Source organism: [Enterobacter] lignolyticus SCF1, assembly GCF_000164865.1.
Taxonomy (GTDB): Bacteria; Pseudomonadota; Gammaproteobacteria; order Enterobacterales; family Enterobacteriaceae; genus Enterobacter_B; species Enterobacter_B lignolyticus.
Genome location: NC_014618.1, coordinates 753,846 through 779,746, shown reverse-complemented (window position 1 = coordinate 779,746; position 25,901 = coordinate 753,846). Strand labels below are relative to the sequence as shown.

Annotated in this window: 23 protein-coding genes and 1 pseudogene; 10 read left to right on the top strand and 14 right to left on the bottom strand. The window is 57.9% G+C overall.

Features of this window, described 5'->3' with window-relative positions; translation table 11 throughout:
* Positions 1-5: 5 nt before the first annotated feature.
* Positions 6-737, bottom strand: a complete 732-nt coding sequence (gene exbB, locus ENTCL_RS03725) for a tol-pal system-associated acyl-CoA thioesterase (protein ID WP_013364770.1) — start codon at positions 735-737, stop codon at positions 6-8.
* 250 nt (positions 738-987) lie between these two features.
* Here exbB and metC point away from each other — a divergent pair, with 250 nt between their 5' ends.
* Both metC and yghB read left to right on the top strand, forming a co-directional pair.
* Positions 988-2,175 (top strand): cystathionine beta-lyase, encoded by a 1,188-nt coding sequence (gene metC, locus ENTCL_RS03720; RefSeq protein ID WP_013364769.1) that lies wholly within the window; start codon positions 988-990, stop codon positions 2,173-2,175.
* Between the two features lie 131 nt (positions 2,176-2,306).
* On the top strand, positions 2,307-2,966 hold the full coding sequence (yghB, locus tag ENTCL_RS03715) for a DedA family general envelope maintenance protein YghB (protein ID WP_013364768.1): 660 nt from the start codon (positions 2,307-2,309) through the stop codon (positions 2,964-2,966).
* Between the two features lie 33 nt (positions 2,967-2,999).
* Here yghB and ENTCL_RS03710 read toward each other — a convergent pair whose 3' ends face one another.
* Positions 3,000-3,899 (bottom strand): AraC family transcriptional regulator, encoded by a 900-nt coding sequence (locus tag ENTCL_RS03710; RefSeq protein WP_013364767.1) that lies wholly within the window; start codon positions 3,897-3,899, stop codon positions 3,000-3,002.
* 196 nt (positions 3,900-4,095) lie between these two features.
* On the opposite strand from ENTCL_RS03710, the gene yqhD reads away from it, so the two are divergent.
* From yqhD to ENTCL_RS03695, 3 genes are all read left to right on the top strand, one after another.
* Complete coding sequence (gene yqhD, locus ENTCL_RS03705; protein WP_013364766.1) at positions 4,096-5,259, top strand: alcohol dehydrogenase; 1,164 nt, start codon at positions 4,096-4,098, stop codon at positions 5,257-5,259.
* A 100-nt stretch (positions 5,260-5,359) separates the two neighbouring features.
* Positions 5,360-6,187, top strand: coding sequence for a 2,5-didehydrogluconate reductase DkgA (gene dkgA, locus ENTCL_RS03700; protein WP_013364765.1), 828 nt, complete (start codon positions 5,360-5,362; stop codon positions 6,185-6,187).
* Positions 6,188-6,267: 80 nt separating this feature from the next.
* A complete protein-coding gene (locus ENTCL_RS03695) occupies positions 6,268-7,209 on the top strand; it encodes a DUF3828 domain-containing protein (protein WP_013364764.1) in 942 nt (313 codons plus the stop codon).
* A gap of 28 nt (positions 7,210-7,237) precedes the next feature.
* On the opposite strand, the pseudogene ENTCL_RS03690 reads toward ENTCL_RS03695, so the two are convergent.
* The 6 genes and pseudogenes from ENTCL_RS03690 to ENTCL_RS03665 all read right to left on the bottom strand — a co-directional run bounded on the left by ENTCL_RS03690 (position 7,238) and on the right by ENTCL_RS03665 (position 15,643).
* Positions 7,238-9,495, bottom strand: a pseudogene (locus ENTCL_RS03690) (YgiQ family radical SAM protein).
* Positions 9,496-9,528: 33 nt separating this feature from the next.
* The gene (gene ftsP / locus ENTCL_RS03685) at positions 9,529-10,941 is read right to left on the bottom strand and encodes a cell division protein FtsP (RefSeq protein WP_013364762.1); all 1,413 of its coding nucleotides are present in this window, start codon (positions 10,939-10,941) and stop codon (positions 9,529-9,531) included.
* Positions 10,942-10,992: 51 nt separating this feature from the next.
* Positions 10,993-11,730, bottom strand: coding sequence for a 1-acylglycerol-3-phosphate O-acyltransferase (gene plsC, locus ENTCL_RS03680; protein WP_013364761.1), 738 nt, complete (start codon positions 11,728-11,730; stop codon positions 10,993-10,995).
* A gap of 154 nt (positions 11,731-11,884) precedes the next feature.
* Positions 11,885-14,143, bottom strand: coding sequence for a DNA topoisomerase IV subunit A (parC, locus tag ENTCL_RS03675; RefSeq protein WP_013364760.1), 2,259 nt, complete (start codon positions 14,141-14,143; stop codon positions 11,885-11,887).
* A 119-nt stretch (positions 14,144-14,262) separates the two neighbouring features.
* Positions 14,263-15,129: an AraC family transcriptional regulator gene (locus ENTCL_RS03670; protein WP_013364759.1), complete on the bottom strand. Its 867-nt coding sequence runs from the start codon at positions 15,127-15,129 to the stop codon at positions 14,263-14,265.
* A 100-nt stretch (positions 15,130-15,229) separates the two neighbouring features.
* Positions 15,230-15,643, bottom strand: coding sequence for a YgiW/YdeI family stress tolerance OB fold protein (locus tag ENTCL_RS03665; protein WP_013364758.1), 414 nt, complete (start codon positions 15,641-15,643; stop codon positions 15,230-15,232).
* 151 nt (positions 15,644-15,794) lie between these two features.
* Here ENTCL_RS03665 and qseB point away from each other — a divergent pair, with 151 nt between their 5' ends.
* The 5 genes from qseB to ENTCL_RS03640 all read left to right on the top strand — a co-directional run bounded on the left by qseB (position 15,795) and on the right by ENTCL_RS03640 (position 19,282).
* On the top strand, positions 15,795-16,454 hold the full coding sequence (gene qseB / locus ENTCL_RS03660) for a quorum sensing response regulator transcription factor QseB (protein ID WP_013364757.1): 660 nt from the start codon (positions 15,795-15,797) through the stop codon (positions 16,452-16,454).
* Positions 16,451-17,803, top strand: coding sequence for a quorum sensing histidine kinase QseC (qseC, locus tag ENTCL_RS03655; protein ID WP_013364756.1), 1,353 nt, complete (start codon positions 16,451-16,453; stop codon positions 17,801-17,803). Before qseB ends, qseC begins: the two co-directional genes overlap by 4 nt.
* A gap of 106 nt (positions 17,804-17,909) precedes the next feature.
* Entirely contained in the window at positions 17,910-18,491 is a 582-nt protein-coding gene (locus ENTCL_RS03650; protein ID WP_013364755.1) for an NAD(P)H-dependent oxidoreductase, read from the top strand.
* Between the two features lie 53 nt (positions 18,492-18,544).
* The gene (locus tag ENTCL_RS03645) at positions 18,545-18,859 is read left to right on the top strand and encodes a putative quinol monooxygenase (RefSeq protein WP_013364754.1); all 315 of its coding nucleotides are present in this window, start codon (positions 18,545-18,547) and stop codon (positions 18,857-18,859) included.
* 162 nt (positions 18,860-19,021) lie between these two features.
* Positions 19,022-19,282: a hypothetical protein gene (locus ENTCL_RS03640; protein ID WP_013364753.1), complete on the top strand. Its 261-nt coding sequence runs from the start codon at positions 19,022-19,024 to the stop codon at positions 19,280-19,282.
* A gap of 46 nt (positions 19,283-19,328) precedes the next feature.
* On the opposite strand, the gene ENTCL_RS03635 is transcribed toward ENTCL_RS03640, so the two are convergent.
* The 6 genes from ENTCL_RS03635 to cpdA form a co-directional block, all read right to left on the bottom strand.
* Positions 19,329-20,618, bottom strand: coding sequence for a TRAP transporter large permease (locus ENTCL_RS03635; RefSeq protein WP_013364752.1), 1,290 nt, complete (start codon positions 20,616-20,618; stop codon positions 19,329-19,331).
* A gap of 11 nt (positions 20,619-20,629) precedes the next feature.
* On the bottom strand, positions 20,630-21,178 hold the full coding sequence (locus ENTCL_RS03630; RefSeq protein ID WP_013364751.1) for a TRAP transporter small permease: 549 nt from the start codon (positions 21,176-21,178) through the stop codon (positions 20,630-20,632).
* A 55-nt stretch (positions 21,179-21,233) separates the two neighbouring features.
* Complete coding sequence (locus tag ENTCL_RS03625) at positions 21,234-22,211, bottom strand: TRAP transporter substrate-binding protein (protein WP_013364750.1); 978 nt, start codon at positions 22,209-22,211, stop codon at positions 21,234-21,236.
* Positions 22,212-22,561: 350 nt separating this feature from the next.
* A complete protein-coding gene (gene parE, locus ENTCL_RS03620; protein WP_013364749.1) occupies positions 22,562-24,457 on the bottom strand; it encodes a DNA topoisomerase IV subunit B in 1,896 nt (631 codons plus the stop codon).
* Between the two features lie 27 nt (positions 24,458-24,484).
* Positions 24,485-25,060: an esterase YqiA gene (gene yqiA, locus ENTCL_RS03615; protein WP_013364748.1), complete on the bottom strand. Its 576-nt coding sequence runs from the start codon at positions 25,058-25,060 to the stop codon at positions 24,485-24,487.
* Positions 25,060-25,887, bottom strand: coding sequence for a 3',5'-cyclic-AMP phosphodiesterase (cpdA, locus tag ENTCL_RS03610; RefSeq protein ID WP_013364747.1), 828 nt, complete (start codon positions 25,885-25,887; stop codon positions 25,060-25,062). The genes yqiA and cpdA overlap by 1 nt, the downstream gene beginning before the upstream one ends.
* Positions 25,888-25,901: the final 14 nt, after the last annotated feature.

Sequence of the window (25,901 nt, the reverse complement as noted above, 5' to 3'; positions counted from 1 at the left end):
GGACATTACCCTACACGTAATTTCTGCGCGGTGCGTACCGGCTGCGCGCCGCTGGCGCCAAGATCGAGATCGCGGCTTTGCAGCAGCAGCACCTGCGCCGCCACATCCCCCAGCAGGGCTTTGTAGCTGCCGATCATGCGCGCAAAGACGTTATAGATAACCACCGCCGGAATGGCGGCGAACAGGCCAATCGCGGTCGCCAGCAGGGCTTCGGCGATCCCCGGCGCGACGACCGCCAGGTTGGTGGTCTGCGTCTGCGCGATGCCGATAAAGCTGTTCATGATCCCCCAGACGGTGCCAAACAGGCCGACAAACGGGGAAATCGCGCCGATAGTGGCCAGATAGCCATTACCGCGGCCCATATGACGCCCCACCGCGGCCACGCGGCGTTCGAGGCGAAAACCGGTACGTTCTTTGATGCCTTCGTAATCTTCAGCGCCAGCGGAGAGCTCGCGCTCGTTCTGCGCTTCGCTGATAAGCTGGCGGCTCAGGCTTTTCGCCTCAAAGGCGCCGGCGATATCGCTGGCCTGATTGAGGGAGCGGGCGTCGCCTAACAGCTGCTGTTCACGCTTGAGGCGGCGTTTGTGAGAGATAAGTTCGGCGCTTTTGCTGAAGAAAATGGCCCAGGTGACAACGGACGCCAGTACAAGGCCTATCATCACCACCTTTACCACAATATCGGCATGGTGATACATACCCCAAACGGAGAGATCCGTCTGCATCAAATTATTACCCACTCTGTATCTCCAGGATCTAAATCACAAATTCTGCGCGTAATCATATCAAAACATTGTCGAATTGATAGTGGTTCTCATTACTATTTACATAGTGCAACAATCATCACTCCTTTTCCTTGCGCTCACACAGTAAAATTGCGCATTGCCGCCGCCGCGTAAAATTTTACGCTTTATCAATAAAACGCGGGTACACGCCTGAGCAATCATGATAGTTTAGACGTCCAGACGTATAAAAACAGGCAGAGCGACCATGTCAGAAAAGCAACGTGATACCCTACTGGTGAACGCCGGGCGCCGTAAAAAATATACCCAGGGCTCGGTAAACAGCGTGATTCAGCGCGCGTCTTCCCTTGTTTTCGATACGGTGGAAGCCAAAAAGCAGGCCACCCGTAATCGCGCCAAAGGCGAACTGTTCTACGGTCGCCGCGGTACGCTCACCCACTTCTCCTTGCAGGAAGCCATGTGCGAGCTGGAAGGCGGCGTCGGGTGCGCGCTTTTTCCCTGCGGCGCAGCCGCCGTCGCCAACACCATTCTGGCCTTCGTCGAACAGGGCGACGAGGTGCTGATGACCAACACCGCCTACGAACCAAGCCAGGATTTCTGCAGCAAAATTCTGGCAAAACTCGGCGTCACCACCCGCTGGTTCGACCCGCTGATCGGCGCGGATATCGAGCGCCTGGTCCAGCCCAATACCAAAGTCGTGTTCCTGGAATCGCCGGGTTCTATCACCATGGAAGTGCACGACGTCCCGGCGATTGTCACCGCCGTCCGCCGCAAAGCGCCTGACGCCATTATCATGATCGACAACACCTGGGCGGCGGGCGTGCTGTTTAAGGCGCTGGATTTCGGTATCGATATCTCCATTCAGGCCGGGACGAAATACCTGATTGGCCACTCCGACGGCATGGCCGGTACTGCGGTGTCCAACGCGCGCTGTTGGGATACGCTGCGGGAAAACGCCTACCTGATGGGGCAAATGCTCGACGCCGACACCGCCTATATGACCAGCCGCGGGCTGCGCACCCTGGGCGTGCGCCTGCGCCAGCATCATGAAAGCAGTCTGAAAATTGCCGAATGGCTGGCGTCGCATCCGCAGGTCGAGCGGGTAAATCACCCTGCACTTCCCGGCAGCAAAGGGCATGAGTTCTGGAAACGTGACTTTACAGGCAGCAGCGGCCTCTTCTCATTCGTACTCAAAAAGCGCCTGAACGATGATGAAATGTCCCGCTATCTCGATCATTTCAGCCTGTTCAGCATGGCCTATTCGTGGGGCGGTTTTGAATCGCTGATTCTGGCTAACCAGCCGGAACATATCGCCGCGATCCGCCCCGAAGGTTCGCCTGACTTTACCGGCACGCTGATTCGCCTGCACATCGGTTTAGAGGACGTTAACGATCTGATGGACGATTTAGCGGCGGGTTTTGCCCGCATCGTGTAAAGTGAGAGGGTATGGACAGATTCGCGGACACGGAGTGATTAAAAAGTCTGCTGGAGTTGCGTCCGGGATCAAGGCGTCCCGGGCAATTCAGGAGTACAATACGCCCAAAATGTTGTTCCACAGGAAAGTCCATGGTTGTTATTCAAGAAATTGTCGCCGCGCTCTGGCAGCATGATTTTGCCGCACTGGCGGACCCGCACGTCGTGGGGGTTGTTTATATGGTCATGTTTGCAACGCTGTTTCTGGAAAACGGCCTGCTTCCGGCGTCTTTTTTGCCGGGCGATAGCCTGCTGCTGCTCGCCGGCGCCCTGATTGCCAAAGGGGTCATGGGCTTCTTACCCACCGTGGTTATCCTCACAACTGCCGCCAGCCTCGGCTGCTGGTTAAGCTATATTCAGGGCCGCTGGCTCGGCAATACGCGCATCGTCAAAAGCTGGCAGGCGCAGCTTCCGGCTAAATACCATCAGCGCGCAACCTGCATGTTCGACCGTCACGGCCTGCTGGCGCTGCTGGTCGGGCGCTTTCTGGCGTTTGTTCGCACCCTGCTGCCGACCATGGCGGGGATTTCCGGCCTCTCCAACCGCCGTTTCCAGTTTTTTAACTGGCTGAGCGGCCTGCTGTGGGTCGGCGTGGTCACCAGCTTCGGCTACGCGCTGAGCATGATCCCGTTCGTAAAGCGCCACGAAGATCAGGTGATGACCTTCCTGATGGTGCTGCCGATTTTCCTGCTGGTTTCCGGCCTGTTAGGCACAGTGATTGTGGTGCTGAAGAAGAAATACTCCAACGCCTGATTCCCCGCCCTCTCCCGTCGGGAGAGGGAAACATCAGATAAGCTGCATGGCGCGAATGCGCGCCGCATCCTCCCCCGGCGTCATACCGAAATAACGCTTAAATTCCCGGCTGAACTGCGACGCGCTTTCGTAACCCACCTTCATGGCGGCGGTACTGGCTTTAAGCCCGTCGTGCACCATCAGCATCCGCGCCTTATGCAGGCGATAAGTTTTCAGGTACTGCAGCGGCGAAGTGCTGGTTACAGACTTAAAGTTATGGTGGAACGCCGAGACGCTCATATTAGCTTCCGCCGCCAGCTGATCCACGCTCAGGTTCTCGGTGTACTGGCTTTCAATGCGTTTTAACACGCGGCTTATCAGGCTGAAGTGGGTCTGACGGCTCACCAGCGCCAGCAGCGCCCCGCCGCACGGCCCCAGCAGCACGTGGTAGAGGATCTCGCGAATAATCTGCTTGCCGAGGATACGGGCGTCGAGCGGGCGCTCCATCACGTCCAGCAGGCGTTCGGCAGCGCAAAGGATCTCGTCGGAAAGCATCGCGGAGTTGATGCCGCTGGCGGCCATCGCCGGTTGAAACAGCGCATCTTCGCCGATATCCATCAGCAGCTCCTGCAGCTGCAGGATATCGATGTTGAGACGCATCCCGGCCAGAGGCACCTCGGGCGTCGCAAAGGTCTCGCACTCAAACGGCAGCGGCACCGTCAATAAAAGATACTCGCTGGCATCATACTGAAACGTTCGCTCGTTAATATAGCCAATCTTATGGCCGGAAAAGAGAAATATGATACCCGGCTGATACATCACCGGCATGCGCCCGCAGGGCTCAGTCCCGTACAGCAGGCGAATATCCGGCAGCCGGGCGCTAAGATTTTCTTCTTTATTTTTCAGTACATTAATTTTATCCGCTAACAGCAGACAGGTTTCTTCACGGTTCATCGCGCATCGCTCAGGCCCTGGATAACAGTGCCGACATTGTGGCCAGGAAACCGCATATTCTCCAGCCCTCTGTAGAAATGGGCAAGACATTGGCAGGAATGTGCATTGAGGCGAAAGGGGCGACGGGACCACAATACGCCACATCAGGCAGCCCTGGACTGCCCTCTTTTTCACCCGCAATAAAAGGGAACGAGCCATGTTTAATTTTAATCTGCATACCCCAACCCGCATCATCTTTGGCAAAGGCGCCATTGCCGACCTGCGTGCGCAAATCCCGGCTGACGCCCGCGTACTGGTCACCTACGGCGGCGGCAGCGTGAAGAAAACCGGCGTGCTGGATCAGGTGCTGAGCGCGCTGGACGGCCTTGACGTGCTGGAGTTTGGCGGCATTGAGCCAAACCCGTCGTATGAAACGCTGATGAACGCCGTTAAGATTGCCCGCGAGCAGAAGGTCACTTTCCTGCTGGCGGTCGGCGGCGGTTCCGTGCTGGACGGCACTAAGTTTATCGCCGCGGCGGCCCACTATGCCGACGGCGTAGATCCATGGGAAATTCTGCAAACCCGCGGTAGTAAAATTACCAGCGCCATCCCGATGGGCTCCATCCTGACCCTGCCGGCAACCGGCTCTGAGTCCAACATGGGCGCGGTGATTTCCCGTAAAACCACCGGCGACAAGCAGGCGTTTATGAACCCGCACGTCCAGCCGGTCTTTGCGGTGCTCGACCCGGTCTACACCTACACCCTGCCGCCGCGCCAGGTGGCGAACGGCGTGGTGGACGCCTTCGTACATACCGTTGAGCAGTACGTGACTTACCCGGTTAACGCCAAAATTCAGGATCGCTTCGCCGAAGGCATTCTGCTGACGCTGATTGAAGAAGGCCCGAAAGCGCTGAAAGAGCCGGAAAACTACGATGTGCGCGCCAACGTGATGTGGGCGGCGACTCAGGCGCTGAACGGCCTGATTGGCGCAGGCGTGCCGCAGGACTGGGCGACCCATATGCTGGGCCATGAGCTGACGGCGATGCACGGCCTCGACCACGCCCAGACGCTGGCCGTAGTGCTGCCCGCGCTGTGGAGCGAAAAACGCGACGTGAAGCGCGCCAAGCTGCTGCAGTACGCCGAGCGCGTGTGGAACATCACCGAAGGCGCTGAAGACGCGCGTATTGATGCCGCCATTGCCGCAACCCGCAGCTTCTTCGAACAGCTCGGCGTGCCGACCCGTCTGTCCGGCTATGGCCTGGACGGTAGCTCTATCCCGGCGCTGCTGAAAAAACTCGACGAGCACGGCATGACAAAACTGGGTGAAAATCATGACATTACTCTCGACGTGAGCCGCCGCATTTACGAGGCCGCACGCTAAGGGTTTGCCGGGTAACCTTTCATTTTCGGCGGGTTCGTCCACACTTAATGCTACTGCCTCACCGGGTTCGCCCCGGTGAGCTTCATCTAAGGAGGAATGCATGACACATCCAACCGTAATTAAACTTCAGGACGGCAACGTCATGCCGCAACTGGGTCTTGGCGTGTGGAAAGCAGGCAACGAGGAGGTTATTTCCGCGATCCATAAGGCGCTGGAGGTCGGCTATCGTTCGATAGATACCGCCGCCGCCTATCAGAATGAAAGCGGCGTCGGTAAAGCGTTAAAGAGCGCGGGCGTTCCCCGCGACGAGCTGTTTATCACTACCAAGCTGTGGAATGACGACCAGAAAAATCCGGCGCAGGCGCTGAAAGACAGCCTGCGCAAGCTGCAGCTCGAGTTCGTCGATTTATACCTGATCCACTGGCCGGTACCGGCCATTGACCACTACGTGGATGCCTGGCTTGGCATGATTGAGCTGCAAAAACAGGGCCTGGCGACCAGCATCGGCGTGTGCAACTTCCAGGTGCATCATCTGCAGCGGCTGATAGACGAAACCGGCGTCGCGCCGGTCATCAATCAGATTGAGCTGCACCCGCTGATGCAGCAGCGTCAGCTGCACGCATGGAACGCCACCCATAAAATTCAGACCGAGTCCTGGAGCCCGCTGGCGCAGGGCGGTGAAGGCGTTTTCGATCAGAAAATCATTCGCGAGCTGGCGGACAAATACGGCAAATCCCCGGCGCAAATCGTCATTCGCTGGCATCTCGACAACGGCCTGGTGGTGATCCCGAAATCCGTTACCCCCTCGCGTATCGCCGAAAACTTCGACGTCTGGGATTTCCGCCTCGACAAAGATGAGCTTAGCGAAATCGCGAAGCTGGATAAGGGCAAACGCCTCGGACCCGACCCCGATCAATTTGGCGGATAATCGCCCGACTACGCGTTAACGTCATACGCGTTTCTACCTGCTAGTGGTATCCTTGGTGCTTTCGTTCATGGAGAGAAGCAATGCGGTACCTTAGCAGGTGGTTTCTTATCGTCCTGGCGACTATCAACATAACGGCGTTCGCCCAGAAGCCGGTCGTTTCCCTTAAAGAAACCATTGAGCAAATTTATAAGCCATACGGCCTCAATACCGACCCGGTCTCGATTTACGACACCGGCGAAAACCGCATTGTTTCAAAGCGTCTGGCGGCGGTGCTGCAAACCGACAGTGAACTGACGGCGCCGGGCGACGGCGGCGCCCTCGATAACGACCCGCTCTGCGGCTGTGAGGATTACGACAAGCTGGTGGTTGATAACATTCAGCTTCTTGATGAAAACGCGCAAACCGCCACGGCGATTGTCCGCGTGCGTCCGTCGGCCAACAACCCGCAAACCAACACCATTTCGCTCTCTTTTGTGAATGAAAACGGCCGCTGGCTGATTGATGACATCATGAACGACGATCAAAGCGTCTATCAGCTGGTCGTCAAGAGCAACCACGAGCAGCAGGAGATGCTGGACGGTCTGCAGCGCCCTCTGCCCGGCGATTTTATCCGTAACCTGTTTACCAGCGACGATGCCAACGCCCTCTCCTGGACGCTGCTGCTGGCCCCGACGTCGCGGAAAATCGTCGACAGCTTTTCCGACATGACGGCGGATATCTCACCCAAAGATCAGGAGAAGAACGCGCTGCCGGATATCTGGAACAGCAACCCGCTGTGTGGCTGCGATGACCCGACCACCGCCACCCTTAAGGACGTGCAGACCAAAGCGGAAAGCGGCGGCAGAACGCGGGTGCATGCCCGTTTTACTCTCGCGAATGGCACTGAGAAGACCCAGGATATCGATCTGGTGAATCTGGGCGGCCGCTGGCTGATTGATGACTATATCGATCCGCAGAAAGGCAGCCTGATCCAGCAGCTGGCGCGCATCGTTATTACGGAAAGCCACTCGCAGGCGCATTGAACGCCCGCGAGCGGTAATCTAAGGCAGGTTACGCTTTCTTTTTCGTATTCGCGCGCGCAGGCGCAGCGGCGCCGTTACGGCGCTGATGCTGAATCGGCGTATGTTTGGTCAACGCCGGGCGCGTATGGCGATTCTGACGACGCGCCTCGCGCATCTCATCCAGCGTCGGCGCAGGCACCAGGCAGTCGCGACGCGCGCCTATCAGGTGCTTTTTACCCATCTCTTCCAGCGCCTGACGAATCATCGGCCAGTTGGCCGGATCGTGGTAGCGCAGCAGCGCTTTGTGCAGACGACGCTGCTTATCGCCCTTCGGCACCACCACATCCTCACTCTTATAGCCAATCTTACCTAGCGGGTTCTTGCCGGTGTAATACATGGTCGTCGAGTTCGCCAGCGGCGACGGATAGAAGTTCTGCACCTGATCCAGACGGAAGCGGTGACGTTTGAGCCACAGCGCCAGGTTCACCATATCTTCGTCGCGGGTTCCCGGGTGCGCCGAGATGAAGTACGGGATCAGATACTGCTCTTTCCCCGCCTGCTTCGAGTAGGTGTCAAACAGCTGCTTAAAGCGATCGTAGCTGCCCATCCCCGGCTTCATCATCTTCGACAGCGGGCCTTCTTCGGTATGCTCCGGCGCAATCTTCAGGTAGCCGCCGACGTGGTGCGTCGCCAGCTCTTTGATATAGCGCGGATCTTCCACGGCGATGTCGTAACGCACGCCGGAGGCGATGAGGATCTTCTTGATGCCTTTCAGATCGCGGGCGCGGCGGTAGAGGTTGATCGTCGGCTCATGGTTGGTGTCCATGTGCGGGCAGATATCCGGGTAGACGCACGACAGGCGGCGACAGGTCTGCTCCGCGCGCGGAGACTTACAGCGCAGCATGTACATGTTGGCCGTCGGGCCGCCAAGATCCGAAATCACGCCGGTAAAACCGGGCACCGTATCGCGAATCGCTTCGATCTCGTTGATGATCGAATCTTCGGAGCGGCTCTGAATAATGCGGCCTTCGTGCTCGGTTATCGAGCAGAAGGAGCAGCCGCCGAAGCAGCCGCGCATGATGTTGATCGAAAAGCGGATCATCTCATAGGCCGGAATACGGCTCTGGCCGTACGCCGGGTGCGGCACGCGCTTGTACGGCAGCGCGAAAACGCTGTCCATCTCTTCGGTTGAAAGCGGAATCGCCGGCGGGTTGATCCAGATGTAGCGCTCGCCGTGCTTTTGCATCAGCGCGCGCGCGCAGCCCGGGTTGGTCTCATGGTGCAGGATGCGTGACGCGTGGGCATACAGCACTTTATCGCCCTTCACCTTCTCAAAGGACGGCAGCAAAACGTAGGTCTTTTCCCACGGCTTTGGACGCGGCGGCTGTACGGTAATGCTTTTCGCTTCGGTTTTCTTCGGCTCAACCGGCTTGTTATCCGCGCACGGCAGATCTTCGCCGTACGGATGCGGGATCGGGTCGATTTTCCCCGGCGTATCCAGACGCGTGGAGTCCACGCCGCTCCAGCCCGGCAGCGCTTCTTTCACCATGATCGCGGTGTTGCGCACATCGCGGATCTGCGCGACCGGCTCGCCCTGCGACAGGCGGTGCGCCACTTCCACCAGCGGACGCTCGCCGTTGCCGAAAATCAGCATATCGGCTTTGGAGTCCACCAGCACCGAACGGCGCACGGTATCGGACCAGTAGTCATAGTGCGCGGTACGGCGCAGGCTCGCTTCAATCCCGCCGAGAATAACCGGCACATCCTTCCAGGCCTCTTTACAGCGCTGGGTGTAGACCAGGGTTGCGCGATCCGGGCGCTTACCGGCGACGTTATCCGGGGTATAGGCATCGTCATGGCGCAGCTTACGGTCGGCGGTGTAGCGGTTGATCATGGAGTCCATGTTGCCCGCCGTCACGCCAAAGAACAGGTTCGGTTTGCCCAGACGCATAAAGTCGTCTTTGCTGTTCCAGTCCGGCTGCGCGATGATGCCGACGCGGAACCCCTGCGATTCGAGCATACGCCCGCAGATAGCCATGCCGAAGCTGGGATGATCGACATAGGCGTCGCCGGTGACGAGGATAATGTCGCAACTGTCCCAACCGAGCTGATCCATCTCCTCCCGCGACATCGGTAAGAACGGCGCCGGGCCGAAGCAGGCCGCCCAGTACTGGGGCCAGGAGAAAAGGTCGCGATCCGGCTGGATCAGGGAAATTGCGCTCATAATGCTTCCGAAGAAAAAATAATCAAAGGGCGTGGATTATACGCTGGATCAAGGCGGGAAATGAAGGGATATGTTCTGGGGATGCCCCCTCACGCCGACGGAGTGAGGGGAAATGTTTACGACGCCGGGTTTACCAGCATCTGGCCAATCGATCCGCGGTCGGCCAGCTCAAGCGTCTGGCTCATGAACTGGAACGGGAAGTGCGGCCAGGAAGGCTGGCCGTAGTAGACCAGCAGCTCAACCTGTCCGTCGACCCAGACGGTATCTTTCCAGCCCCGGTCTTCCGGGAACGGCATCGCGCCGTTGACGTTGCGCACCTGGAACATTACTCCCTCAATATGGAACGACTGCGGCCGGTCGGCGCGCACCGTCCAGCGTTCCCAGCTCCCCTGCTGGGCGGTGACGTCAATACGCTGCGGGTCCCACAGCTGGCCGTTGATGCCCGGATCGTCGCCGAGGGTGAAATCACGGCTGCGGATCGGCGTGCCGGTCATAATTTCCGTCGGCAACAGGCGCATCGGCAGGCTGTCCGTCACCAGCGGCAGCAGGCCGGTCGGACGCAGCGTCAGCACCAGCGTGGAGATCAGAATACTGGATGGCTCAAAGAACCCGCGGATCCGGTCAACGATGCTGGCCGCTTCGCCACAGGTAATCGACACCTCATCGCCGTTGGTCATATCCACCAGAATTTCACGACGCTCGCCCGGCGCCAGCGACAGCTGTTTCACCGATACCGGCGCGGGCAGAAAGCCCTGATCGCCGGAGATAACGTGCAGCGCGCGGCCATCGCTTATCTGCAGCTGGTAACGACGCGAGTTGGAGGCATTGAGCAGGCGCAGGCGCACCCAGCCGCGGGACACCTCAACGTAGGGCCCCTGCACGCCGTTGACCAGCAGGGTATCGCCGACGAAGCCGCCGCTGCCCGGCTCGCTGTACTCCGGCGTGCCGAAGTTGTCCAGCCGCTTGTCCTGGATGATGACCGGGAAATCGTCGACGCCGTAGTGGTTCGGTATCGGCAGCGATTTGCTGACGTCGTCCTCCACCAGCCACATGCCCGCCAGGCCGTTATAGACCTGCTGCGCCATATGGTTGGGCGTGTTCGCCTGATACCAGAGGGTCGCCGCGCTTTGGCGGATCGGCAGCACCGGCGCCCAGTCGGCGTTTGGCGACATCATACGCGCCGCGCCGCCAATCAGCGGCCCCGGCACCTGCAGGCCGCGGACGGTCATCGACACGTTTTCCGTCAGGCGGTTGCTGTAAATCATCTTGACGTCGTCGCCGCTCCATACGCGGATGGTCGGCCCCAGATAGCGGCCGTTAACGCCCCACACTGGCGCACGGGTACCGGACGTAAACGACCAGTGGGCGCGCTGCAGGGTGAGAAACAGGGGCTGTCCGCGACGGGATTCCAGTAGCGGCGGGATCGGCAGGGGCTGCTGCTGCCCCGCCGCATTCGCCCTCAGCGGCACCGCACCTGCACACAGCGCAATCCCTGATGCCTGAATAAACTGACGCCGACTGAGTGACATATAAACTCCATGACTAACAACGATGCACAGGGAAACCTTTCCCCACAATAGCTATTTTTTTGCCGCCGCTTCGCGCGCGGCGACTTCTTTATTCAGTTCATCAATACGGGCAGCCATCAGCTCGCGGCAGTGGGCCGCCAGTTCGCGCACCTGATCTCTCCCCCACTGGCTGGTGTCCACCGGCGGCAGCATTTCCACGATCACCAGTCCGTTGTTCAGGCGATTGAGGTTAATTTTATTCGATGTATTGGAAACGCATATAGGAATAATTGGCACACCTGCCGCAATCGCCGCATGAAAAGCGCCGGTTTTAAATGGCAATAAACCACGACCGCGGCTGCGAGTACCTTCCGGAAACATCCAAAAAGAAATTTTGCGCTTTTTAAACGCATTCACCACTTCCGCAATGGTACCGTGCGCCTTGGTACGATTATTGCGATCAATCAGCAGGTTGCCCGTCAGCCAGTATAGCTGACCAAAAAACGGGATCCACAGCAGGCTCTTTTTTCCCACGGTCACCGTCGGCGGGAGAACGATATTGGCCGCCGTCACCATATCGTAGTTGTTCTGATGGTTAGCGATATAAATAGCGTTGCCAAAACTGCCCGCCTGCGCCGGAATGCGCTTTTCAACCTTCAGGCCGAAAACCGGCGCCAGCCGACCAAACATATGGCCAAACGTCGCGACGTGCTTTGGATTCCGTGGGCTAAACAGACAGTAGATACAGCCAAAAACACATACCAGGATGCAGTAAATGACCACTATAATTGCGCGAAAAATCAATAGCATAACTACCTCAAAAACCCTAACCGTTTAGAATTATATACCGGACAGGAGTGTGACTTGCAGGTCCCTGAAAAGGGTATGTTAATCGCAACGCACGAATTAACAACGATTTTGCCGCAAATTTTCACTGCCCCGCCGGAGCGGCGGGGCGATAAAATTACTCTTCGCTATCCCCAACGCTTGAGTTTCGCGGCGAATCAATCTCCACACGGTCGATTTTCTGCAGGCCGCGCATCAGCGTGCCGCGGCGACCGCGTTCGCCGGTCACCTTCTGCAGCTCTTCCGGGCGCAGCTTGATCTTGCGCTTGCCGACGTGGATAGTCAGCGTGCTTTGCGGCGGCAGGATATAGAGATGCGCCAGCCCGTCGGCGCCGTTCGCCGCATCGGCGGTCGGGATGCCGATTATCTTGTTGCCCTTACCTTTCGACAGCTGCGGCAGGTCGCTCACCGGGAACATCAGCATACGACCCGCGCTGGTGATCGCCAGCAGCATGTCGGACTCGTCCTCAATGACCAGCGGCGGCATCACGCGCGCATTCTCCGGCAGCGTAATCAGCGCCTTGCCCGCGCGGTTGCGCGCCACCAGGTCGCTGAAGGTACAGACGAAACCGTAGCCGGCGTCGGAGGCCATCAGCAGCTTCTGCTCATCGCCCTCCATCAGCATATGGTCGACCGTCGCCCCCGGCGGCAGCGTCAGCTTGCCGGTCAGCGGCTCGCCCTGCCCGCGGGCGGACGGCAGCGTGATCGGGTCAATCGCGTAGCTGCGGCCCGTGGAGTCAATAAACACCACCGGCTGGTTGCTCTTGCCTTTCACCGACGCTTTCCAGCTGTCGCCCGCTTTGTAGCTCAGCCCTTTGGCGTCGATGTCGTGCCCTTTGGCGCTACGCACCCAGCTCATCTGCGACAGCACAATGGTCACCGGCTCTGACGGCAGCATGTCGTGCTCGCTCATCGCCTTCGCCTCTTCGCGCTCGTGCAGCGGCGAACGGCGGTCATCGCCAAACGCCTCAGCGTCGGCCTGCAGCTCTTTCTTCAGCAGGTTGTTCATCTTGCGCTCGGAGGCGAGGATGGCCTGAATCTGATCGCGCTCTTTTTCGAGATCGTTCTGCTCGCCGCGGATCTTCATCTCTTCCAGTTTGGCGAGATGGCGCAGCTTCAGCTCAAGGATCGCTTCGGCCTGGGTTTCGCTGATGGCAAAACGCGACATCAGCACCGGCTTCGGCTCATCCTCGGTGCGGATGATATGGATAACCTCGTCGATATTGAGAAACGCCACCAGCAAACCTTCAAGGATATGCAGGCGCCTGAGCACTTTCTCCAGACGGTAGTTCAGACGGCGGCGCACCGTGTCGCGGCGGAACGCCAGCCACTCGGTGAGGATCTCCAGCAGGTTTTTCACCGACGGACGACCGTCCAGACCGATCATGTTGAGGTTGATGCGGTAGCTTTTTTCCAGATCGGTAGTGGCGAACAGGTGGTTCATCACCTGCTCCATGTCCACGCGGTTGGAGCGCGGCACGATAACCAGGCGGGTCGGGTTCTCGTGATCGGACTCGTCGCGCAGGTCATCGACCATCGGCAGCTTTTTATTGCGCATCTGCGCGGCGATTTGTTCCAGCACGCGGGCGCCGGACACCTGGTGCGGCAGCGCGTTAATCACCACCGCGCCATCTTCTTTGGTCCACACGGCGCGCATGCGCACCGAGCCGCGGCCGCTCTGGTAGATTTTGCGAATTTCGGCGCGCGAGGTAATGATTTCCGCTTCGGTCGGGTAGTCCGGCCCCTGAACGATATCCAGCACCTCATCCAGCGTCGTGGCCGGTTTGTCGATCAGGGCGATCGCCGCTTGCGCCACTTCGCGCACGTTGTGCGGCGGGATATCGGTCGCCATCCCGACCGCAATGCCGGTGGTGCCGTTCAGCAGAATATTCGGCAGGCGCGCAGGCAGCATCCTCGGCTCCTGCATCGTGCCGTCAAAGTTCGGCACCCAGTCAACGGTTCCCTGGCCCAGCTCGCCCAGCAGCACATCGGCATACTTCGACAGACGAGATTCGGTGTAACGCATCGCGGCGAAAGATTTCGGATCGTCCGGCGCCCCCCAGTTCCCCTGGCCATCGACCAGCGGATAGCGGTACGAGAACGGCTGCGCCATCAGCACCATCGCTTCATAGCAGGCGCTGTCGCCGTGCGGGTGATATTTACCCAGCACATCGCCGACGGTACGGGCGGATTTTTTGAATTTTGCGCTGGCGCTCAGCCCCAGCTCGGACATCGCATACACGATGCGGCGCTGTACCGGCTTCAGGCCGTCGCCGATAAACGGTAACGCGCGGTCCATGATGACGTACATGGAGTAGTCAAGGTACGCTTTTTCCGTAAACTCATGTAGCGCAAGGCGCTCTGCCATATCGCTCATTAATTCTGATTCCTCAATCTGTGCGCCGTTGGGGTGCAGACAGCAAACTTCGGGCGATAATACCCTATCTGACGTGCGGAGTCACAGGGCGACCGCCGGATGTCCGGCGGCGCGGGGATTTACTTCAGAGGCAGGTAAATATCGGTTTGCAGCGCGTGTTCAGGCACATCGTTCACGAAGTTGAGGTAGTGGAAAAACACTGGCGCGTCGCGCAGGCTTTCGCCGCTGGCGGGAAGCCATTCGCGAAACATCGCCCACACGCTCTGCGACAGGTTATCCAGCGAGCCGAGGTGACGCGCGACGGCATAGCGCCCGCCGGCTATCTCACCGTTGATCACGCCAAAGGCGTTATCCGGCACGGCGTCACTGACGCTGCCGCAGATATCGAAGCGAAACGCCTCCGGCGCAGTGCTTTGCGGGTCATCCCAGGCAATACCAAAGGTTTTGCTCTGTTTAACCGGCGACAGGCCGCTCTGCTTGCGCCATTCGATGAATTTCGCCGCGCTGGCGTTCACCAGCGCCGGGCTGCCGCGGTGCTGTAGCATCGCCACGCGCGTCGGCGGAAAATCGACAATCTGCACATCCATACTTTGTTGCTCCTGTGAGGCCATCATGGGAACGCGCTGGTGCCAGTCCAGCCAGTCAGGCGCTACGCGAAACTGACGCGGGCTTTTACCGAACGCGGTTTTGAAGGCGCGGCTGAACGATTCCGGGTTCTGAAACCCGGCATCCAGCGCAATGTCGATAACCTTATCCTGCGGGTTGAACGCCAGCCGCCATGAGGCATGACGCAGGCGCAGCCACTGGATATAGCGATACAGCGGCAGGCCGCTAAACGCCGCAAACTGCCGGTGAAAATGGTAGGGCGAGCAGTGGGCCAGCGCGCTGAGCTTATCCAGCGTCAGCGGCTCATCGAGATGGCGGGCGATATAGTCGCACACCATGGCGAACCGCTCGCGGTACGCGGTTGTTAATGCATCGTTCATCGCATCCTCCTGGCGACATACTTTGCCACGGCGCCAGATCCTGTTCCTGACCGATCTTGCGCACAATGACCATGCCGCCAGAAGGCGATGACCGCGAGGATTACTGGCCGATTTTGCTGATTTGCTTCACATCGACCTCAACGTCGCTCCACTCTTTGTCGACTTTACCCTGCAGCTCAACCTTATCCTGCGGGGAAACGGTCAACCCGTTCCAGCGCTTGTGGTCGATATCCACGTTCACCGTGCCGCTGGCGTCGCGGAACAGGTAGCGGTCGTCAGAAAGGCGCTCAACGATGTTGCCGCGCAGCTTAACCCAGCTGTCGTCCTTCATCTCTTTGACCTTCGCCGCGGTGGTCAGATTGGCGTTGGCATCGACAAAGCCGCCGCTCTGCGCCGGCGTCTGGCTGGCGGAAGCGGTGGCCGACGGGCCGGTAAAACCGCCCTGGGTATTGGCGGCAAACGCCGGTGCGGAAACGATAGCAATGATGGCGGCAATGGCTGCGTATTTTTTCATAAAAATGTTCTCCCTTTTATCGTAATTCGAAGCCATTACACAGGATAAAACTTAACAACTTCTTAAGGGTAAAAAAGATAAACTTTTGCTGTACAGCGGCCGTCCACAACGCTTTACTGGCCGTAAATCGGGCCGTATTTAAGGGCTAAGGATGCGAATTTTACTGGTAGAAGATGACAAACTGATCGGCGACGGCCTGCGTGCCGGGCTGGTAAAAATGGGCTTTACCCTCGACTGGTTCACCCGCGGCGAGGAGGGAAAAGCCGCGCTGCTCGCCGCCCCTTATGACGCCGTTATCCTCGACCTCACGCTGCCGGGTATCGACGGGCTGGATATCCTGCGCGCCTGGCGCGCCCAGGGCCGTCAGGAGCCGGTGCTGATCCTGACCGCCCGCGACGCGCTCGCCCAGCGGGTAGAAGGGCTGCGGCTCGGCGCCGACGATTACCTGTGCAAACCCTTCGCCCTGATTGAAGTCGCCGCGCGCCTCGAAGCGCTTATCCGCCGGGCGCACGGCCAGGCCACCAACGCCCTGCAGCACGGCAAGGTGACGCTGAACCCCGATAGCCTGACCGCCACCTTCGACGGCGCGCCGCTGCCGCTCAAACCCAAAGAGTTCGCTCTGCTGGAGCTGCTTATGCGCAACGCCGGGCGGGTGCTGCCGCGCAAGCTGATTGAGGAAAAGCTCTATAGCTGGGACGACGACGTCTCCAGCAACGCCGTGGAGGTTCACGTGCACCATCTGCGTCGCAAGCTCGGCAGCGACTTTATTCGCACCGTACACGGCATCGGCTACACGCTGGGTGAAGCATGAGCCTCTTTCGCCACCTTAGCCTGCGCCTGCGCCTGACGCTGCTGTTTTTGCTGCTGACGCTGGTCGCCTGGATCTGCGCCAGTTTTATCGCCTGGCAGCAGACCACCCATAAGCTCGACAAGCTGTTCGACACCCAGCAGATGCTGTTCGCCAAACGGCTGAGCGCGATAGACTTTAACGACCTGCACGCGCCCACCGCCCTGCCGGTACGCACCCAGCAGAAGTTCAAACACGGGCATCTCGACGATGACGCGCTCGCCTTTGCCATCTTCACCAGCGATGGCCGCAAAGTGCTGCATGACGGCGAAAACGGGCAGGATATCCCTTACAACTATCACCGTGACGGCTATGAAGACGCTTCGCTGGACGGCGACGATGACCCCTGGCGCTTTTTATGGCTCACCACCACCGATGGGAAATACCGCATCGTCGTCGGCCAGGAGTGGGATTACCGTCAGGGAATGGCGTTCGATATCGTCACTTCCCAGCTAACGCCGTGGCTGGTGGCGCTACCGCTGATGTTTATCCTGCTGATTGTGCTGTTAAGCCGGGAGCTGGCGCCGCTGAAAAAGCTGACCCGCACCCTGCGCACCCGCTCGCCGGAGGCCGCAGACCCGCTCAGCACCGACGGCGTGCCCGGCGAGGTACGTCCGCTGGTCGATGCGCTGAACCAGCTGTTCGCCCGCTCGCATGAAGTGATGGTGCGCGAGCGGCGCTTTACCTCCGATGCGGCCCATGAGCTGAGAAGCCCGCTGACCGCGCTGAAGGTGCAAACCGAAGTGGCGCAGCTGTCGATAGATGACCCCGAAAGCCGCGAGAAGGCCCTCTCCCAGCTGCATGCCGGGATCGACCGCGCGACGCGCCTGGTGGAACAGCTGCTGACCCTGTCGCGCCTCGACTCCCTCTCTCAGCTCGATGATATCGAACAGATTCCGCTGGCGGACCTGCTGCAGTCGGCGGTGATGGATATCTACCATCCGGCGCAGCAGGCGGGGATTGACGTGCGCCTGCACCTCAACGCCCCCGACGCTATGCGCCTGGGCCAGCCGCTGCTGCTAAGCCTGCTGGTGCGCAATCTGCTCGATAACGCCATCCGCTACAGCCCGCCGGGCCGCCAGGTCGACGTAACCCTCGACGCCCGCCGCTTTACGGTGCGCGACAACGGGCCTGGCATTAGCGCCGAGGCGCTCGCCCGCATCGGCGAACGCTTCTACCGCCCGCCCGGCCAGGACGCGCCTGGCAGCGGCCTGGGGCTGTCTATCGTCCAGCGCATCGCCACCCTGCACCAGATGACGGTGACGTTCGGCAACGCCCCGGACGGCGGCTTTATCGCCACCCTCAGCTGGTAATGGAATTATTGCTCATACAGCAAAAGACTTTGCACATTTTGCTAATTTCTCCGCTGCGGCGTCGGCGTTAAAATGGCGCAAACGTCATTTTTGCTAAGGACTCATCATGAGCAACATTCTGATCATCAACGGTGGTAAAAAATTCGGTCACTCCAATGGCCAGCTTAATGACACCATGACTGAGGTCGCACACAGCTTTCTGCGCGACGTCGGGCATGATGTTCGCGTCGTTCGCGCCGACAGCGATTACGATGTCGAACAGCAGGTGCAAAACTTCCTGTGGGCCGAAACGGTTATCTGGCAGATGCCGGGCTGGTGGATGGGCGCGCCGTGGAGCGTGAAAAAATACGTCGATGACGTCTTTACCGCCGGTCACGGCTCGCTGTACGCCAGCGATGGCCGCACCCGCTCCGACGCCAGCAAAAAATACGGCTCCGGCGGCCTGATTCAGGGTAAAAAATATATGCTGTCGCTGACCTGGAACGCGCCGATGGAAGCCTTTACCGAAAAAGACCAGTTCTTCCACGGCGTGGGCGTTGACGGCGTTTACCTGCCGTTCCATAAAGCCAACCAGTTCCTGGGAATGGAGCCGCTGGCCACCTTTATCGCTAACGACGTCATAAAAATGCCGAACGTTGCGCACTATGCTGAAGAATATCGCAAGCATCTTGCCGCGATTTTTGCTTAACTGGTTAGCTGGATACAGGCCTGGCCTGTCAGGTTCAAAGAAGGAGTTTTACCATGTTAACAGTGATTGCTGAGATTCGTACCCGTCCGGGCCAGCACCATCGCCAGGCCGTTCTGGATGCTTTTGCCAAAATCATCCCGACCGTCCTCAGGGAAGAAGGCTGCCACGGCTACGTGCCGATGGTGGATCATGCTGCTGGCGTCAGTTTCCAGGCTACCGCGCCGGACTCTATCGTGATGGTAGAGCGGTGGGAAACCGTGGCGCACCTTGAAGCCCATCTGCAAACCGCGCACATGAAGGCGTGGAGCGAAGAGGTTAAAGGCAACGTGCTGGAAAGCCATATCCGCATTCTGGAACAGGGCGTTTAAGCCCGCCGTCCCCTCCCCCTCTCCGGCCCGGGGAGGGTCTGCGTTTTGCCCCCTAACGCCTGCTTTTTGGTAACAAAAGATGAGCGTTGATGCGCCGTTGTGGCAAATTTTTCGCCAGCTGATACTTTCATGATGCCCCCCATCCGTTTGGGATTACTCGACATGAAAACTCATCTTGCGTTTACGTTAGCCATCGCGCTGTGTTCCACCAGCGCGCTGGCGTTTCAGGAAAAGCCGCTGGCGGAATCATCAGGCTCCGAGCAGAAGGTTCAGCGCGCCACGATAAGCCAGTTTTCCGGCGATGAAAATGACGGCGATATCGCCCATGTTTATGGTCAGGGCCTTTGCAGCTCGTCCGCGGCGTCTAACTGTAATAGCGCGTTCAGTACGACACCTCAGCATATGGCCAATCACGATCGCTAATCGCCTTCTGTCTTCTCCCCTCCCATCTCCGGGAGGGGATTATCGATTAACGGAATGTCGTCGGTAACCACAAAGAGAGCACTGGCATGTAGGTGACAGCCATCAGCACTAAAAAAAGCGCCAGATAAAACGGCATCATTGATTTCACCACCTGCTCCACCTTCAACCCGCTGACCGCACTGGCGACGAACAATACCGACCCGACCGGCGGCGTAATTAAGCCGATCCCCAGATTGGTCATCATGATGATGCCGAAATGTACCGGATCAATCCCCACTTTCGTAATGACCGGCAGCAAAATCGGCGTCAGGATGAGGATCAACGGCGCCATATCCATCAATAGTCCTAACAGCAGCAACATGATGTTGATGATCATCAAAATGATGTATTTATTCTCTGACAACGACAGCAGCGCGGACGTGATTTGCTGAGGGATCCCCACCAGCATCATGACCGAACCGAACGCCGCCGCAAACGCGATAAGCACCATGACCATGGTCACGGTCTTAATCGTTCGGTGAATCAGCTTTGGGAAATCCTTAATCTTATATTCACGATACACGAAGAAGGTCACGAACATCGCCCATACGCAGGCGATAGCGCCGGATTCCGTCGGCGTAAAGAAGCCGGAAAGAATTCCCCCGGAGATGATCACTATCGTGATAAGCCCCCAGATAGCATCGGCCGCGATTTTGAGCTGACGGCGAAGTTCAAGACGCTGCTCTTTGGGGTAATTATTTTTGCGTGCAGCGATAAGGCACAGCACGACAAGCGTCCCGCATAGCACCAGCGTCGGGATGATCCCCGCCAGAAACATCGCCGGGATCGTCACCGCAGCGGTATTGGCCACAATAGCGAACAGCACCGAGTTATGACTCGGCGGAACCAAAATCGCCTGCACCGACGCGCTGGCGGTAAGTACCGCGCCAAACGAACGCGGATACCCTTTACGCTCCATTTCCGGAATGAGTACAGAGCCAATCGATGCCGTATCGGCAACTGATGATCCCGAAATGGCGCCAAACAGCGTTGACGCCAGAATATTCACCAGCGCCAGCCCACCCCGTATCCAACCGACGAAAAGCCCGGCAAAATCCACTAACCGCCTCGCCATACCGCCTTCGGCCATAATGGCGCCGGCAAACACAAAAAACGGAATGGTTAGCAGATTCACGTTATCGGTGCTGTGAAAGAGAGTAATAATCAGGCCATCCAGCGAAAAATCAGCAAATGCGGTGACCACCACGGCAGTTAACCCTACCGCATAAGCCACCGGCATTCCCACCGCCATCAACACCACAAAGGTCACCAGAAACACGAGCAACGTCATATCCATTTCACCTGTCCTCAGTGACCCGCTTTTGCGGAACCAAACTGCACCAGCTCACGATGGGACTGTGAACCACAGACGAGTTTTTCAACCACAAACAGCAGCGTGAAAAAAGACCCCAACGGCACGGGTAAATGGGTGATCCCGGAGCTGAGGAAAGGCAGCGAGGGCACGATATCATCCCATGCGTCCATACATCCTATGACCCCCCAATGAATAATAAATAAGCAGGTGGCCAGCATGGCCATATCCACAAAGAACTGAACGCCTTTTCTGGCGGCTGGAGAGATATTATCGACCAGCATGGTAATCGCGATATGCCCCCCGGCCCGATAGGCCGCAGCGGCACCAACGAACGAGAAGGTGATCATGCATATTTGCGATAACGGTTCCGGCCAGCTGGTAGAGGCATGAGGTAAAAAGCCAAGCCATCCAGGAAAATCTGGACGAAAGCGGGCGTAAATACCGACCAGATATATAAAGGTCATAAATAACAAACTCATCCCTGATAGCCAGATACAAATCCGGTACACCACATCCATAGCCCGGATATAGTTATTCTTCATCATCGTCTCCTGAGGACGGCAGATAAGCGCTTTACTCATCTGCCAGGGGGATGCGTTATTGCGTGTCCTGAATTTCCTGCATTAATGAACCAAACTGCTTACCGTATTTTTCACGAACTGGCGCCGTCGCCTCGACAAACGGTTGTTTATCTACTTTGATAAATTTCACGCCCTGCGATTGCAGCTTACTTACCGATTTATCGACGTATTGCGTCCACAATACACGTTCTTCGGCCTGAGCCTCTTTGGCCAGCTTCATTATTAAAGCCTGATCGTCAGCAGACAGCTTGTTCCATTTCTTTTTAGAGAATGCGAGCACTTCAGGAATCATAAAGTGCTCCGTCATATCGAAATATTTTGTGCCAGCTACCGCGTAGTTTTCAGTATCAAACGTTGGCTCATTATTTTCCGCCGCGTCAATAACGCCGGTTTGCAGGCTGGCAAAAACATCGCCTACCGGCAACACGACTGGATTAGCGCCCATAGCTTTAAAGGAATCCAGGCCGATAGGGTTATTCTGCAGACGGATCTTCACACCAGAAAGGTCGGCAAGGCTGGTGACGGGCTTCCTGGTAATCAGGCTACGGGAACCCGCATCCATCCAGCCCAGGAATACCAACCCAAGGTTGCTATCGGTAATTTTCTGCGCCAGCCCGTCGCCAATCTTACCATCCAGGACATGGTGCTGGTGTTCTGCATCACGGAACACAAACGGCATATTAAAGACGCTGACTTCCGGCAAAATACCGCCGACAGGCGCCATAGAAACGCGGAGTACATCAATAGCGCCAGCGCGCGTTTTTTCAAGCGTGGCTCCCTCATCCCCCATTTGTCCATTCGGATACATTTTAATAGATAAACGCCCATCGGTTTGCTGACTGAGTTTTTCCCCCATATGAATAACCGCAGCAGTTGTAGGGTAATCTGCCGGATGTACATCGGAGGCAATAAAAACGGTTTTCGCCATCGCAGTGGCGCTCCCCATTAATAAAGACAGCGATATCAGGCTAAATACGAGTTTGTTCTTCAGCATAAAACCACTCCGTTTCCAGGTATTATTATGGCGACATGGAATACACAGAGGTCATTTCCCCATGCCGTGTCGTAAACAAAAAAGTGCTTGCCGGGGTTCAATATGAAGGAAATGCAGAGGGCGTTCTGTGAGATAAAACATAAAAACAAAAAAGCGTTTCAGTTTTGAAATTTATGAAACAAGAAAAATGAAATGAATAAACGCGACGAGGATGCTCTTTTTTTCTTTCACTCCTGCATGAAATAAAAAAGCGGGGAAATAACATATTCCCCGCTTATTGATAGAATGGATATACACATTCCTCTTCATGCAGCCCGGCATGGGCTGCGACGTGTACAGTCAATACAGGATCAGGCTTCCAGATCCGCCATATCGCCTTTTTCCTGCAGCCAGTTACGGCGGTCTTCTGAGCGCTTTTTGGCCAGCAGCATATCCATCACCGCGTCGGTTTGCTGCTCATCTTCATCGCTGATCGTCAGCTGAACCAGGCGGCGAGTGTTTGGATCAAGCGTTGTTTCGCGCAGCTGCATCGGGTTCATTTCGCCGAGACCTTTAAAGCGCTGCACGTTCGGTTTGCCTTTCTTGCGCTTAAGCTGCTCCAGCACGCCCGCTTTCTCTTCTTCGTCCAGCGCGTAATAGACCTCTTTGCCGAGATCGATACGGTAGAGCGGCGGCATGGCGACATAAACGTGCCCTTCTTTCACCACCGCGCGGAAATGCTTCACAAACAGCGCGCACAGCAGCGTGGCGATATGCAGGCCGTCGGAGTCCGCATCGGCCAGAATACAGATCTTGCCGTAGCGCAGCTGGCTTAAGTCGTCGCTGTCAGGATCGATACCGATCGCCACCGAAATGTCGTGAACCTCCTGCGAGGCCAGCACTTCGTCAGAAGAGACCTCCCAGGTGTTAAGGATCTTGCCCTTAAGCGGCATGATCGCCTGGTATTCACGATCGCGCGCCTGCTTGGCGGAGCCGCCCGCCGAGTCCCCTTCCACCAGGAACAGCTCGGTACGGTTGAGATCCTGCGCGGTGCAGTCGGCCAGTTTCCCCGGCAGCGCCGGGCCGCTGGTCAGCTTTTTACGCACCACTTTTTTCGCCGCGCGCAGACGGCGCTGGGCGCTGGAAATCGCCATTTCGGCCAGCAGCTCGGCGGCCTGCACGTTCTGGTTAAGCCACAGGCTGAAGGCATCTTTCACCACGCCGGAGACGAACGCCGCGCACTGGCGCGACGACAGACGCTCTTTGGTTTGCCCGGCAAACTGCGGGTCCTGCATCTTCACCGACAGCACATAGGCGCAGCGATCCCAGATATCTTCCGCCGACAGCTTCACGCCGCGCGGCAGGATATTGCGGTATTCGCAGAACTCGCGCATGGCGTCGAGCAGGCCCTGGCGCAGGCCGTTGACGTGCGTACCGCCCTGCATGGTCGGGATCAGGTTAACGTAGCTTTCGGTCAGCAGCTCGCCGCCTTCCGGCAGCCACAGCAGCGCCCAGTCGACCGCTTCGGTGTCGCCCGCAAAGCTGCCGACAAACGGTTTTTCCGGCAGCAGCGGCAGACCGTTGACCGCTTCGCACAGGTAGTCGTTCAGACCGTCGGCGTAGCACCAGGTCTGCTCGCTGTCGTTTACCCGGTCTTTGAAGACGATCTCTACGCCCGGGCACAGCACCGCTTTCGCTTTCAGCAGATGCGTCAGGCGGGAAACGGAAAAACGCGGGCTGTCGAAGAAGCTTTCGTCCGGCCAGAAGTGCACGCTGGTGCCGGTATTACGTTTACCCACCGTACCGGTGACGTGCAGCTCTTCCACTTTTTCGCCGTTTTCAAAGGCGATGCTGTAGATCTGCCCGTCGCGGCGTACGTTCACTTCTACGCGCTTAGACAGGGCGTTAACCACCGAGATCCCCACGCCGTGCAGGCCGCCGGAGAACTGGTAGTTTTTGTTCGAGAACTTACCGCCCGCATGGAGACGACAGAGAATCAGCTCAACGGCTGGCACGCCCTCTTCAGGGTGAATGTCGACCGGCATACCGCGACCGTCGTCGATAACCTCCAGCGACTGGTCAGCATGTAAAATCACTTCCACGCGCTTTGCGTGGCCCGCCAGTGCCTCATCCACACTGTTATCAATAACTTCCTGACCCAGATGGTTAGGACGAGTGGTGTCGGTGTACATCCCCGGGCGGCGGCGAACCGGCTCAAGCCCGGTGAGTACCTCAATGGCATCAGCGTTGTAAGAAGATTGCGTCATGGTTTGTTCACAGGTAGTAAGGGCCGATCAGTGCAGCCCCAGAAAATCGATAATCTGTGTGAAATGATCGTCAAAGCCGATAAATGCGTGATTACCGCCCTCCTCAACCGTCTGGCGGCAGGAGGCGTAATACGCCACAGCCTGGCGGTAATCAAGCACTTCATCACCCGTTTGCTGCAGCAGCCAGATGAGATCCGGGGCTTCGAGCGGGTCAATTTGCATCACTTTGAGATCGTAAATATGGCGTGACTCTAGCACATATTGTTCCCCGGTGTAGGGATTCTCGTTGTGCCCAAGGAACGCGGTGAGCAGCTCAAACGGGCGTACCGCCGGGTTAACCACCACCGCCGGCAGCATAAAGCATTGCGAAAGCCAGGTGGCGTAGTAACCGCCAAGCGACGACCCAACGACGCCCAGCGTTTCGCCGCCGTGTTCCAGCACCAGTTTTTCCAGCAGCTCGGCCGCTTCGCCCGGGTAGGCGGGAAGCTGCGGCACCACCATGTCGATCTCAGGGTGATTGACCGCCAGCCACGACTTCAGCGCCGTCGCTTTTGCCGAGCGCGGCGAGCTGTTAAAACCGTGCAGATAGAGAAGCGTAGACATCAGTAACCTTCTGAAGCCGTATCCGGGCGGAACTGCGCCCCCGTCAGACGGCAGACCTCGGTGGTCAGCGTGCCGTCAGCGTGTAGCTCCAGCCAGCGCCAGCCGGGGGCAATGGTATCAAGGGTAAAATTCGCGCTGTGCGGTTTAAACTGCACGCAGGTCGACGGCGTCGCCATCATCCGGCGTCCGTTCCAGTCGATATCCATCTCCTGATGGATATGGCCGCACAGCATATTTTTCACCTGCGGATAGCGGGAGAGCACCTGATCCAGCGCGCCGGCGTTACGCAGGCTGTGCTGATCGAGCCAGCTGCATCCCGCCGGGAGCGGGTGGTGGTGCAACAGCAGCAGCGTATGACGTTCGGTGGATTCAGAAAGCCTCTGCTCCAGCCAGTCGAGCTGAAAATCGCTTAATTCGCCGTGCGGAACGCCGAAGACCTGGCTGTCCAGCAGCAAAATTTGCCAGTTTTCGCCCAACAGAACGCGTTTTGCCGGCGAAATGCCCGCATCCTGCAGCGCGCTGTACATCGCAGGCTGGAAATCGTGATTGCCCGGCAGCCAGACGCAAGGCGCAGCAAACCCGGCGATGCCTTCAGCAAACAGCTGATAGGCCGCAGACGAGTGATCCTGTGCTAAATCCCCTGTCGCTACGATCAGGTCACTTTCGCGCTGTGAGGCGTGAATAGCGGCCAGTACGGCCTGATAGCTATCCCAGGTGTTCACCCCTAACAGCGTCTCATGTTTTTCAGCAAACAGGTGAGTATCAGTAATTTGTAATATCCTCACCCTGGCCCCACCAGCCAGAGGAAGGTTTAACAGGCTTTCCAAATGGTGTCCTTAGG

Coding starts and splice junctions, on each gene's coding strand:
- qseC (WP_013364756.1), top strand. CDS start 16,451: ATGAGCCTCTTTCGCCACCTTAGCCTGCGCCTGCGCCTGACGCTGCTG.
- ftsP (WP_013364762.1), bottom strand. CDS start 10,941: ATGTCACTCAGTCGGCGTCAGTTTATTCAGGCATCAGGGATTGCGCTG.
- ENTCL_RS03650 (WP_013364755.1), top strand. CDS start 17,910: ATGAGCAACATTCTGATCATCAACGGTGGTAAAAAATTCGGTCACTCC.
- dkgA (WP_013364765.1), top strand. CDS start 5,360: ATGACACATCCAACCGTAATTAAACTTCAGGACGGCAACGTCATGCCG.
- metC (WP_013364769.1), top strand. CDS start 988: ATGTCAGAAAAGCAACGTGATACCCTACTGGTGAACGCCGGGCGCCGT.
- ENTCL_RS03640 (WP_013364753.1), top strand. CDS start 19,022: ATGAAAACTCATCTTGCGTTTACGTTAGCCATCGCGCTGTGTTCCACC.
- ENTCL_RS03665 (WP_013364758.1), bottom strand. CDS start 15,643: ATGAAAAAATACGCAGCCATTGCCGCCATCATTGCTATCGTTTCCGCA.
- yghB (WP_013364768.1), top strand. CDS start 2,307: ATGGTTGTTATTCAAGAAATTGTCGCCGCGCTCTGGCAGCATGATTTT.
- yqhD (WP_013364766.1), top strand. CDS start 4,096: ATGTTTAATTTTAATCTGCATACCCCAACCCGCATCATCTTTGGCAAA.
- ENTCL_RS03645 (WP_013364754.1), top strand. CDS start 18,545: ATGTTAACAGTGATTGCTGAGATTCGTACCCGTCCGGGCCAGCACCAT.
- ENTCL_RS03670 (WP_013364759.1), bottom strand. CDS start 15,129: ATGAACGATGCATTAACAACCGCGTACCGCGAGCGGTTCGCCATGGTG.
- qseB (WP_013364757.1), top strand. CDS start 15,795: ATGCGAATTTTACTGGTAGAAGATGACAAACTGATCGGCGACGGCCTG.
- ENTCL_RS03710 (WP_013364767.1), bottom strand. CDS start 3,899: ATGAACCGTGAAGAAACCTGTCTGCTGTTAGCGGATAAAATTAATGTA.
- ENTCL_RS03630 (WP_013364751.1), bottom strand. CDS start 21,178: ATGAAGAATAACTATATCCGGGCTATGGATGTGGTGTACCGGATTTGT.
- parC (WP_013364760.1), bottom strand. CDS start 14,143: ATGAGCGATATGGCAGAGCGCCTTGCGCTACATGAGTTTACGGAAAAA.
- plsC (WP_013364761.1), bottom strand. CDS start 11,730: ATGCTATTGATTTTTCGCGCAATTATAGTGGTCATTTACTGCATCCTG.
- ENTCL_RS03625 (WP_013364750.1), bottom strand. CDS start 22,211: ATGCTGAAGAACAAACTCGTATTTAGCCTGATATCGCTGTCTTTATTA.
- parE (WP_013364749.1), bottom strand. CDS start 24,457: ATGACGCAATCTTCTTACAACGCTGATGCCATTGAGGTACTCACCGGG.
- ENTCL_RS03635 (WP_013364752.1), bottom strand. CDS start 20,618: ATGGATATGACGTTGCTCGTGTTTCTGGTGACCTTTGTGGTGTTGATG.
- yqiA (WP_013364748.1), bottom strand. CDS start 25,060: ATGTCTACGCTTCTCTATCTGCACGGTTTTAACAGCTCGCCGCGCTCG.
- ENTCL_RS03695 (WP_013364764.1), top strand. CDS start 6,268: ATGCGGTACCTTAGCAGGTGGTTTCTTATCGTCCTGGCGACTATCAAC.